The 10,367-nt window shown below is 26.1% G+C and carries 14 protein-coding genes; 8 read left to right on the top strand and 6 right to left on the bottom strand.

Going from position 1 to position 10,367, the window contains the following annotated elements; all coding sequences use genetic code 11:
* Positions 1–328: 328 nt before the first annotated feature.
* Positions 329–616: a hypothetical protein gene (locus KQI42_RS16840; RefSeq protein ID WP_216521458.1), complete on the top strand. Its 288-nt coding sequence runs from the start codon at positions 329–331 to the stop codon at positions 614–616.
* Between the two features lie 346 nt (positions 617–962).
* On the opposite strand, the gene KQI42_RS16835 is transcribed toward KQI42_RS16840, so the two are convergent.
* Complete coding sequence (locus tag KQI42_RS16835; protein ID WP_216521457.1) at positions 963–1,343, bottom strand: hypothetical protein; 381 nt, start codon at positions 1,341–1,343, stop codon at positions 963–965.
* 85 nt (positions 1,344–1,428) lie between these two features.
* Positions 1,429–1,599: an aspartyl-phosphate phosphatase Spo0E family protein gene (locus tag KQI42_RS16830; RefSeq protein WP_216521456.1), complete on the bottom strand. Its 171-nt coding sequence runs from the start codon at positions 1,597–1,599 to the stop codon at positions 1,429–1,431.
* Between the two features lie 186 nt (positions 1,600–1,785).
* Here KQI42_RS16830 and KQI42_RS16825 point away from each other — a divergent pair, with 186 nt between their 5' ends.
* Entirely contained in the window at positions 1,786–2,145 is a 360-nt protein-coding gene (locus KQI42_RS16825; RefSeq protein WP_216521455.1) for a hypothetical protein, read from the top strand.
* 115 nt (positions 2,146–2,260) lie between these two features.
* On the opposite strand, the gene KQI42_RS16820 is transcribed toward KQI42_RS16825, so the two are convergent.
* On the bottom strand, positions 2,261–2,998 hold the full coding sequence (locus tag KQI42_RS16820) for a polysaccharide deacetylase family protein (RefSeq protein ID WP_216521454.1): 738 nt from the start codon (positions 2,996–2,998) through the stop codon (positions 2,261–2,263).
* A 194-nt stretch (positions 2,999–3,192) separates the two neighbouring features.
* On the opposite strand from KQI42_RS16820, the gene KQI42_RS16815 reads away from it, so the two are divergent.
* The 3 genes from KQI42_RS16815 (at position 3,193) to KQI42_RS16805 (ending at position 5,258) form a co-directional block, all read left to right on the top strand.
* Positions 3,193–3,948: a hypothetical protein gene (locus KQI42_RS16815; protein ID WP_216521452.1), complete on the top strand. Its 756-nt coding sequence runs from the start codon at positions 3,193–3,195 to the stop codon at positions 3,946–3,948.
* Between the two features lie 112 nt (positions 3,949–4,060).
* On the top strand, positions 4,061–4,657 hold the full coding sequence (locus KQI42_RS16810) for a superoxide dismutase (RefSeq protein ID WP_216521450.1): 597 nt from the start codon (positions 4,061–4,063) through the stop codon (positions 4,655–4,657).
* Between the two features lie 316 nt (positions 4,658–4,973).
* A complete protein-coding gene (locus KQI42_RS16805; RefSeq protein ID WP_216521449.1) occupies positions 4,974–5,258 on the top strand; it encodes a hypothetical protein in 285 nt (94 codons plus the stop codon).
* Between the two features lie 166 nt (positions 5,259–5,424).
* Here KQI42_RS16805 and KQI42_RS16800 read toward each other — a convergent pair whose 3' ends face one another.
* Together KQI42_RS16800 and KQI42_RS21510 are read right to left on the bottom strand one after the other, a co-directional pair.
* Positions 5,425–5,622, bottom strand: coding sequence for a heavy-metal-associated domain-containing protein (locus tag KQI42_RS16800; protein ID WP_216521448.1), 198 nt, complete (start codon positions 5,620–5,622; stop codon positions 5,425–5,427).
* Between the two features lie 586 nt (positions 5,623–6,208).
* The gene (locus KQI42_RS21510; protein ID WP_281420492.1) at positions 6,209–6,331 is read right to left on the bottom strand and encodes a hypothetical protein; all 123 of its coding nucleotides are present in this window, start codon (positions 6,329–6,331) and stop codon (positions 6,209–6,211) included.
* 233 nt (positions 6,332–6,564) lie between these two features.
* Between KQI42_RS21510 and KQI42_RS16795 the strand changes: the two genes are divergently transcribed.
* On the top strand, positions 6,565–8,220 hold the full coding sequence (locus KQI42_RS16795; RefSeq protein ID WP_216521447.1) for a glycosyl hydrolase family 18 protein: 1,656 nt from the start codon (positions 6,565–6,567) through the stop codon (positions 8,218–8,220).
* On the opposite strand, the gene sfsA is transcribed toward KQI42_RS16795, so the two are convergent.
* Positions 8,212–8,904: a DNA/RNA nuclease SfsA gene (gene sfsA, locus KQI42_RS16790; RefSeq protein WP_246566705.1), complete on the bottom strand. Its 693-nt coding sequence runs from the start codon at positions 8,902–8,904 to the stop codon at positions 8,212–8,214. The two genes, KQI42_RS16795 and sfsA, sit on opposite strands and share 9 nt — an antisense overlap.
* Before the next feature lie 95 nt (positions 8,905–8,999).
* Between sfsA and KQI42_RS16785 the strand changes: the two genes are divergently transcribed.
* Positions 9,000–9,533 (top strand): macro domain-containing protein, encoded by a 534-nt coding sequence (locus tag KQI42_RS16785; RefSeq protein WP_216521444.1) that lies wholly within the window; start codon positions 9,000–9,002, stop codon positions 9,531–9,533.
* A gap of 102 nt (positions 9,534–9,635) precedes the next feature.
* On the top strand, positions 9,636–10,280 hold the full coding sequence (locus KQI42_RS16780) for a zinc dependent phospholipase C family protein (protein WP_216521442.1): 645 nt from the start codon (positions 9,636–9,638) through the stop codon (positions 10,278–10,280).
* Positions 10,281–10,367 lie beyond the last annotated feature (87 nt).

Below are 10,367 nucleotides of genomic sequence, written 5' to 3'. Positions count from 1 at the left end.
AACTTGCATTGATTTTCTTAACACCTAATATTGAATTACTCATCAATTCACGCAATGCAATTGTTTCATGTGGAGCTAATGTTCTATTATCATTCATATCTTCACCTCCCTATAATATATATTCACCATAGGGACTATTTAAATTCATGGCAATATTATCTATAAATAAAATATAATTTTCCAATTATAAATCAACATAAGAATAACCTTATAAACTTGATTAAGACAAGCCTTAAAACACTATATCGAATATTTCCTATTATTTTAGCAGGAATTATTAATTATTTATAGAAATAATAGATAAATATGGTATGCGAGGTGTAAAATTATGGAAAACACAAAGAGGGTCTCAATAAAAATTATAAAATTAACTATTTTAGTATTTACTATTTTAATAATGATGGGTTTAGTTATATTATTTATAAGACATATAGAAATGATGCCTTATTATTTCAAACATCAAAATGAAATTATATTACTATTAAGTATGTATATATGTTACCTGTGGAGTGATAAGTATAAGATAAAAAAGATTAAAACATTGGCAGCTGTAGGAGTAATTTTGGGCATGATTAATTTAGTAGGATTTAGGTTGATTAATTTAATAATTAAATAAAAACAGAGACTATTTAAGGTGACCCCAAAAAGTTAGACTTTTTTCAGAGTGGAAATTAAGATGATTTCTACTCTGATTTTTTATTTGTATATTGCTGTAGTATTTGCTTCTTTATTCGCTTCCTGTTTTCCTTTTTTAATTAATCTTTCAATGATATCTAAGATAACTAAATAAGCATCCACTATATCATTCTCATTTATTATAAAAATAGTTCTTAAAATAATATGAGATATAAAAGACTTAAAATAGGATTATATATTAATTAATTGTGGTTTTGAACTTGTATCCTGTAGGTATGCCAAGTGAAAGCCTTGTAATTATTGAAGCTACAAGGCCTTCATATTCATTAGTGTTTTTCATCAATTCCTATTTCATGATTAAGAATTTCTTCAATTCGAATTACAATCTTATCTAAATCAAGGTTAGCTTCTTTTTTTATACTTTTTCTTAACATTGGTCCAATTTGTTGAATATCGTCTAATATATCTTGTAAAAGTTCTAATGCAGCTGTGGCTTCAATGACTTCTTTAGGGGTTTCTACTATATTAGCTAAAATTGATGTTTCTGTTCGAGAAGCAATTAAAGGATTATCTATTTCTTCGACATAAACATAAGTCCTTTTCCCAGGACCTCGATCATTTTCTATAGGTTCAAGTGCAATAATCTTATCGGACCTAATAAACTTACCATATCCTAAGGGGACAATAACATTTTCTCTTATTTCCATTAAGTAAGCACCATCCTTTCTATTCTAAAGATATAAATATATTTTGTATATTAATAGTCTAGGTTAATATATAAAAATTTATCAACTATAATTTTTTAGTAATTAGCTCGTTATATTTAGTAATGACATCATTAAGTTCTTGACTAGCTTTAATGATTTCAGGATCTTGTAAATTAAACTCTTTTTTCTCAATTAATTTATTTAAATTTTTTTTTAACTCATTTATATCTTTCATTAATTCTTCTATCTCAGACAAAATTAACACCTCCTAAGTAATAGGATGTTTTAAATAAATTTAAATATACTAATAATATAAGATTGAGAAATAGATTTTTATTCATCATTTTAACTTGCAGGATAATAATGCATATATTCACAAATTAAGTAAGTTGAAGTGCCTATTATATTAATATATACTATTTAGTAGGGAGGTAGTTATTACATGAAATCTAATAGTGTACTTAAAAAACTTACTGGAATAGTCATTGTATGTATATTGCTTATATGTTTAGTTGCTTGTTCAGCAAATAATGATAATAAAGAAATAATTGAAAGTGATTTAAACCAAGATAAAGAATTAACAAGTAAATTATTAGAAGAAAAAGAAGTATTATCTGGACAAGTATATATACGTGATGATTTAATTATAGGAGCTATAGTTATTAAAGATAGAGTTTCAGAAGATAGAGCAAAAAAATTAGCTCAAAAATATGCTGAAGAATTAAAAGATAAATATAAAGATAAAAAAATAAATGTTCAGGCGGTCCAAGATTATAAAAACATAGTTAATATAGAAGAATAGAAAAGTAGCGCCAAGAAGAGTCACGTTTTTCGTGGCTTTTTATTATGTCATTAAATCTTTAAAAGATAAAAAGAAAGATTAAATAGGAGACTATGGAAGTCTATTCCATAGTCTCCTATTCTTCTGGCAATTGCATTAATTCAGATACAGTAACAAAATTATAACCTCTATTAATTAACTCAGGTATAATAACTTTTAAAGCTTCTACTGTATTACTTTTGTCATAATAGACATAATCATGGAATAAGATAATATCACCATTTTCTACATTTGAAAGAGTAGTGTCAATGATTTTATCTACATCTGGGTTGCTCCAATCTTTGGAATCTTGCTTATAAGACCATAATACAACATTACACTCTTGAGTGTTGACGACTTTCATTGTTTTTTCATTACAAGAACCATAAGGCGGTCTAAATACTTTAGATTCAATGCCAGTTAAGGAAAAAATCACTTTTTGAGTTTTATCAAATTCTTCTTCAAATTTTTCTCTGGAAACTTTATTTATATTTATATGGGAATAAGTGTGGTTTCCAATTTCATGCTGTTCTTCTGCCTGTCTTTTTATTATGTCGGGATATTGTTCCGCAAACTTTCCTAGTACAAAAAAAGTAGCTTTAATATTATATTCATTTAATAAGTCTAGTATTTCAGTTGTATATACAGGATGTGGTCCGTCATCAAAAGTTAAGGCTACAACTTTTTGTTTTTTAGGACCATGGCTAATTATTTTTACTTCGTTATTTGCTAATGTATGAATACTTTTAGTATTTACTTGTTTAATAGAAGATCCTAAAACTATTAAAAATATAATAATAAAAGTGATGTTTATTATTCTAAATTTTTTAGTCATATCTACCTTCCTTGTAGTTAATTTATATTTTATTATTATCTACTATATAGTTTGATTAATATACTAGGTTAATATTCTTGAATAATGAACTTTTTAAGTTGTTATTTTTACATGATTAGTATTATTTTAATTAAGTAGGAAAAACTAAAAGCAATATGAAAAATATAAAAGTAATTTTATGAAAGGAGTTTATTATGAAAGGGAAAAGAAGCATATTATGGAAATTTATATTTGTTGTTATTATTATGTCTTTATTTACTGTAGGTTGTAGCACTAATAGAAAGGTACCAGCAAAATCAAAACAAAGTGCAGAAAATATTCCACAAAATGCAACTCATCAAAATACAATTGAAAGAATACCTGATTCATTAGACGATATACAAGATTATGCCGAAGACATAATAGGAGATATATTAGAACAAGATTGGGCAGATGTAAATGAAAAATTATCCTTAATAGAAAAAGAATGGGGTATTTATAAGCCTATTGCTGAGGAAAAAAAAGTTTCTAAAAAGGAAATTGATACCTTTGATAAAGATTTAATAAGTCTAAGGAGTACAATTGAAGATAAGAAACCGTATGAGGCTTCTCTAGCAGCTAATAAAGTGTATTTAAATGCTGTTAATTTTATGGACTTATATGAAGCAAAAGTTTTAACTGATTTAGAAAGAATGGAATATTATGGAAGACAGGTTGTTATTACTGCTAAATATGATGACTGGGAAAGAGCTAAAAAAGAAAGTGAATTAACAATTGATACTTGGAATAAAATAAAAAAACAGTATGAAGATATTAATTTAAATCATGCTAGAAGTTTATCAGATACGCTTAATCAACTTTTAGAATCTACAAGAATCCAAGATATTAAAAAAGTAGATACTTTATATGAAAGGATGAAAGACGAGATAGATTTAATAGAGTCGGATTTTGAAAATAATACTAATAAATAAGATAATATTTACTGGCGAAATGTTATGTATCATCTTTATATCCTATAAAAAGTATGAACATCTAAGATCTTATTACATATTATGTAAGAGTACATTTTATAGGGGTGATTTGATGAGTAATATAAAGCCTGAAGTTTTTGACTTAAAATCAGTGAAGGGTATTTCCATGAAACAACTTGATGAGCATTATAAATTATATGTTGGCTACGTAAACAAGCTAAATGAAATCTGGAATATTCCATACATACCTGGAAATTATATTGATAGTAATTCAACCTATTCAAAAATGCGTAGCTTAAAGCTTGGTGAAACATATTCATTAAATGGTGTAAAACTTCATAAACTTTACTTTGAGAATATGACTGGAGGTAGCAATATTCCTTATGGGCCTATATTTAACTCTATAATAGATCAATTTTATTCTTACGATAATTTTCTTAGTTACCTTACAAATGTGGGATTATCTATGAGAGGATGGGCAGTTCTTTGTATTGATTCACTTGATAAAAAATTACACATAATAGGAAGTGATTTGCACGATACAGGATCTGTATGGCTTTCTTATCCAATATTAGTTATGGATGTTTATGAGCATGCATATTTTATGGATTTTGGAACAGATAAAGCAAAATATATTTCTACATTTATTCAAAATATTAACTGGGATATTTTAAATTATAGATTTCAGAAATATATTTTAAAAGTATAGCTCGTTAAAATATATTATTATATTATTCATAAGTTGTTTTTAAATAAAGATAATTAACTTCTAAATATTTGTTATAATAAGTTTTTAAAAGGATAAGTTTAAATTACTAGAATTAAAAAGTGAATATAAATAAAAAAGATCTTCTATTCTACAGAAGATTTTTTTATTTACATAAAAAGAGTTTAGAATTACGTATATGAATTTAAAGAAATGATACATAAGTAAAGAGATATAACTAAAGATGCTAAAAAATTACTAAAACCATATGATGGCAGAAAAATAGGTAAAAGAATATATTTAATATGGGGGGATGTTAATGAAAGATATGTTCAGATGCTGTAAAGATGACTGTATATGCGATGACCGTTGTTGTCAAGAATGTGATAAGCTAAGAGAATGTACAAGAAAATGTGGACCAATGAAATATAAAGAAAAAATATATACAGATAATAAATTTTTAATTCAGAAACTTGAGGAATTAGCAAAAGAGAAAAGTGATTTGTTAATATATGCAGCAGCTGCAAAGGCAGAGGAGTTGACAGAATACTTCGAAGAAAAACTAGATAAGCTGATAGAAATTATAGACAGATTAATAGACTAAAAGATAGCTAGAAAATCGAGTTTATATATTATTAAAAACCGATAATCATAACAGATTTACTCATAAATGATAAAAAGAAACTAATTTAATTAATAATGTTATAAATAATAAGAAATAGGCTAGATATAGATTTCTAACCTATTTCTTAGTTCTAAAGAGAATTATATTAAATAAAGTTGTTTTCTTTCAATTTAGATTCTATAGTGGATAAGGAAACTACTGAATCATCATAATCAACTGTAATAGTTTGAGCGGTAGTATCTAATCTGACTGCATTTATCCCTTCTACTGTTTTGAGAGAGTCTTTTATAGTTCTTTCATCAGTTATATTGGTGTTACCTAATGTAAATTTTTTGGCTTTCATTTTATCACCTCCATTAATTAGTGTTTACAAAATGCAGTTGTAATATTAGAAACTTCTTTAATAGAGACTTTCATTTATACTAATACTATATATGTAGATTTATTCTAAAAATATAAAATTTATAGGTTTTAATTTGTAAAAATAAACTACTATTTACTCTATTGTAGGAATAATTTTAAGATAACATAAATAATAGGTTTATTTTCTTAAAAAATTCAGTTCAAATTTATAGATAAACGTAAAAAAACCTGTAATCATAACGGTTACAGGTTTTTTGTTTTAATTTAGAAGAAATCACAGTTACAGAATATAATCACTAATATTAAAAAGAAAAATAGTAATGAACTATTTGTATCACATCTATCACCGAAAAATCCACCACGACATTGATTGTCTGTCATAACGAGCACCTCCTAACTAGAATAAGATAACAGAATAAAAGGGGGTTATATAAATAAACTAACTGAATTTAGGTCTCTATGACCTTGATATATAGTATGAATATTATTGATGAAATGTTAATGATTATTTTCTATTTACATATAAAGAAGATCGGGGACAAAAGCCCCGACTTAATTATAATTAATTAGCACCAATCACAGTTACAGAATATAATCACTAATATTAAAAAGAAAAATAATAGTGAAGTGTCCACGCCACGACCACAATCGCCACCAAACCAATTACTGCGTACTTCATTATTTACCATAACGAGCACCTCCTATAGATGATTTTAGAGAGTTAATTAGAGGATAATTTGGAAAGGGCTTTTCTTAAACCCTAATACATAGTATGGTATTGTTATTAAAAGGTTAATATTTAAGTTCAATTACTTTAGGACTTTTTCTATTTAAAATATTTTAAATTTACTTTATAATACTATATAAGTTATAATAAATAGAGTAGTTGACTTTTACATGAACATAAAAAGGGGGAGTCCAAATGAAAAAAGTCATACCCTTTATTATCATATTAAGTATTATAGGTAGTCTTATTTTTTATTGGAGTAACAAGCCTAACAATCAAGTAATAGCATTATCAGACGAAATCTACTTAGTTATAGAAGATAAAGTCATAGGAGAAAATAATCCAGTAATATTAGAGGATAAAATAATATATCTTTCATATGATATTATAAAAGAATATATAGATCCAAATCTATTCTACGATGAAGGAGAGGAGACTATAATATTTACAAATAAAGAAAAAGTAAAAAGATATAAAATAGATAGTAATAAAGCTAGTATAAATAATAAAGAATTCTATATTACCAATTTAATAAAAAAGATTGATAATAGAGTATACATACCTTTGGATATTTTTATTAATGATTACAATATTGATATAAGCTATTTTGAGGATACAAAGGCGGTAGTATTAGATTATAAAGATAATCATTATTTACAGGGAGAGACTATATTAGAAGGTGGTCATATAAGAACAGATTTAGATATAAAATCTCCAATAATATTAAAAGATATTCTTATTAGCACACCGTTAATAGTTTATGCAGAGTATGAAAACTGGTATAGAGTTAGAACTTATGATGGAATATCAGGATTTATTGAAAAAAGGTATATTAAGCTAAACTATACTAAAGACACTTTCAAAGTAGAGATTGAAGATAATCAACAGCTATCTCAAAACAATCCAATAATAAATTTAACTTGGGATTATACCTATGGTAAGGTAAAGAATACTGATAATATAAACTTTATACCTGGGATAAATGTTATATCTCCAACTTGGTTTTCAATAACTGATAATAAAGGAACAATATTAGATAAAGGAAATTTTGAATATGTTGTTAAATACAAAGAATTGGGCTATGAAATATGGCCCCTTATTAATAATAACTTTGATCCAGATTTAACTCATGAGCTTTTATCCAGTAGTAGCATGAGAGAAAAGTTAATTAAAGATATAATAAATATTTACGGTGAATATGGGTTTCAAGGAATAAATTTAGATTTTGAGAATGTTCATTTGGATGATAAAGACTTTTTAACTCAATTTGTTAGAGAACTCTACCCTATTTTTAAAGAAAGGGGAATGAAAGTATCTATAGATGTGACACCGATATCAACTAGTGAAAATTGGTCTTTAAGTTTCGATAGAGAAAGACTTTCTGAAACAGTAGATTATATAATGCTTATGGCCTATGACCAGCATTGGGCTAGTAGCCCTGTAGCTGGTTCTGTAGCCCAATATTCTTGGGTAGAAAAGAGTCTAATAAAAGTTTTTGAAGTAATACCAAAGGAAAAAATAATTTTAGGGGTACCTTTTTACTCTAGATTATGGAAAGTTGAAAATGTAGATGAAACAGAAAAAGTTTCTTCTCAAGCTTTATCTATGGAAAGTGCAAAGGAATTTATAGAAAAAAATAATATTCAACTTCAATGGGATGAAGAGAGTGGACAATATTATGGAGAAACCAAGAAAGAGGATATAACTTATAAGATATGGTTGGAAGATGCCAAGTCTTTAAACCTCAAAGCTACTCTTATTCATAAATATGGTTTAGGGGGTATAGCTTCTTGGAGAAAAGGATTCGAAACTATAGATGTTTGGAATAGTATTGATGGTGTTTTAAATTAGAATATCGACTTGATCTTTCAATAATATTTCGTCAGGCTTAACTATGGAGTTATAGGCTAAAATATTAACTCCATGTTTTTTTGCCTTTATAATAGCATTAGAAAATTCCTTATCCATTTCCTCATGTGGTTTAAAGTATTTTATGTTATTAATTTGAATTAAAAATAAAATGTATCCTCTACATCCTTCTTCAACAGCTTTAATCATTTCATAAACATGTTTACTTCCTCTTTCGGTAGGAGCATCTGGAAACATAGATATTCCTTGATTTTCCAAAGTAACTCCTTTGACTTCTATAAAACCTTTTTCTTCACCTTTTTCATAATATAAATCAAATCTAGAATTACCAAAAGTTACTTCTCTTTTTAAGAAATCAACATTGGATAATTGGGGTATTTCATTATTTACTATAGCATTATAAACTACTGGATTAGGAACTTGGGAGTCAATGTTTATTAGCATATTATCTTTAAAAGCTGATATCAAAGAATATTTTGTTTTTCTATTTGGATTGTTAGATTCTTCTAAATAAACTTTAGTACCAGATGTTAATATTTCTCTACATCTGCCAGTATTTTTCACATGTACTTTTTCTTTAATTCCATTTATGAGAACATTTGCTATGAATCTATTAGGTCTATCAATAAATATGCCTTCAATAATATTATTGTATTTCAAATGCATTACCTCCTAAAATTAAGTATAATATATATTGTATCATTTTTTATAATACATAGGGAAAATATAAGAAAAATAAAAATATGATAGGAGATGATTCAATGTTTAATTATAAAAATGTCAACTTAGATATAATTCAAGGAGATATTACAGAAATACAGGCAGATGCAATTGTAAATGCTGCCAATAATACTTTGTTAGGTGGAGGAGGAGTAGATGGTGCCATTCATAGGAAAGGCGGCAAAATAATTCTAGAACAATGCAAAAAAATAGGTGGTTGTCCTACAGGAGAAGCAAGAATAACTACAGCTGGAAATCTTCCATCTAAATATGTTATCCATACTGTAGGACCCATATACAAAGATGGAAACAGCGGAGAAGAAAAATTTCTATATAATTCCTATTATAATTCATTAAGATTAGTGAAAGAATATAATTTAAAAACTGTAGTTTTTCCTTCTATTTCTACGGGAGCATATAAATATCCAATTGAAAAAGCAGTAAAAGTGGTTTTAAAAGCTATTAAAGATTTTATAGATATAGAAAATTCTCCAGAAGAGATTATTTTTGTTTTATTTAATGAAAATGACTATTTGTTATATAAAAATTATTTTAAATCTGAGTTAAATAATTAACAGTTATTTACAAAACATTACAATATTGGTATATATTTTATGTTGACTTTTATTTTTATTTATTATACTATCAAAGAAGCTTCTAAAATTTAAGAAAAGGGAGTGTTTCAAATATTTGGAGATACTCATAAAATCATAGCAACCAATATGTATAATAGTATTTTTGACACTTACGGTATTAAGTTAGATAAGGATAAATTATTATGGGGATCCGTTGCTCCGGATATATTACCTCAACTTAAACTTCGTAGACATTATAAGGAAGAAAGTTTAAATTTTATAGTAAATGAAATAATGAAAGTTATTTTCATTAGTAGGTATATAGAATTTAACAAGAAATTAGATCCTATAGCAATGAAGTTACTGAGTAAAAAGATTGGGATAATATCTCATTACCTAAGTGATTATGTATGTTTACCTCATGCTCAGAGATGGACTTTTGCTGATAGTATGATTAAGCATATTAAATATGAATCAAAACTAAATGATTATGTAATCAATCATAGCTTCAAAAAGAATGTAATTAATTTAGAAGATATAGACATTTATCAAGGAGAAGTTATTCGATTACGAAATAAAATAAAACAGTATATAGAAAAGGTAATAGAAGAATACTCATTAAAAACTAGTTTTGAAAATGACCTGAACTTTTCTTTATCTTTAAGTTTGAAAATTTCATATTTTATTATAGACACAATAATTGCTTACTCTGAAGAAATTGATAGACAATTTGCTTTTGAAATTTAAAACCTTCTTATCATCGATAAGAAGGTTTTTTCTTTAATATAAGTCTTTTTTATTATATACTATTAATATATCAATAAAAAGGAGGAT

The organism is Tissierella simiarum, assembly GCF_018917865.1.
Taxonomy (GTDB): domain Bacteria; phylum Bacillota; class Clostridia; order Tissierellales; family Tissierellaceae; genus Tissierella_C; species Tissierella_C simiarum.
The sequence above is the reverse complement of the archived record's forward strand: the minus strand, read 5'-3'. Positions and strand labels throughout refer to the sequence as shown.

Bases quoted from the DNA above. Each gene is read 5' to 3' on its own strand.
- KQI42_RS16840 (WP_216521458.1), top strand. From the start codon at position 329: ATGGAAAACACAAAGAGGGTCTCAATAAAAATTATAAAATTAACTATT.
- KQI42_RS16835 (WP_216521457.1), bottom strand. From the start codon at position 1,343: ATGGAAATAAGAGAAAATGTTATTGTCCCCTTAGGATATGGTAAGTTT.
- KQI42_RS16825 (WP_216521455.1), top strand. From the start codon at position 1,786: ATGAAATCTAATAGTGTACTTAAAAAACTTACTGGAATAGTCATTGTA.
- KQI42_RS16820 (WP_216521454.1), bottom strand. From the start codon at position 2,998: ATGACTAAAAAATTTAGAATAATAAACATCACTTTTATTATTATATTT.
- KQI42_RS16815 (WP_216521452.1), top strand. From the start codon at position 3,193: ATGAAAGGGAAAAGAAGCATATTATGGAAATTTATATTTGTTGTTATT.
- KQI42_RS16810 (WP_216521450.1), top strand. From the start codon at position 4,061: ATGAGTAATATAAAGCCTGAAGTTTTTGACTTAAAATCAGTGAAGGGT.
- KQI42_RS16805 (WP_216521449.1), top strand. From the start codon at position 4,974: ATGAAAGATATGTTCAGATGCTGTAAAGATGACTGTATATGCGATGAC.
- KQI42_RS16800 (WP_216521448.1), bottom strand. From the start codon at position 5,622: ATGAAAGCCAAAAAATTTACATTAGGTAACACCAATATAACTGATGAA.
- KQI42_RS21510 (WP_281420492.1), bottom strand. From the start codon at position 6,331: ATGGTAAATAATGAAGTACGCAGTAATTGGTTTGGTGGCGATTGTGGT.
- KQI42_RS16795 (WP_216521447.1), top strand. From the start codon at position 6,565: ATGAAAAAAGTCATACCCTTTATTATCATATTAAGTATTATAGGTAGT.
- sfsA (WP_246566705.1), bottom strand. From the start codon at position 8,904: ATGCATTTGAAATACAATAATATTATTGAAGGCATATTTATTGATAGA.
- KQI42_RS16785 (WP_216521444.1), top strand. From the start codon at position 9,000: ATGTTTAATTATAAAAATGTCAACTTAGATATAATTCAAGGAGATATT.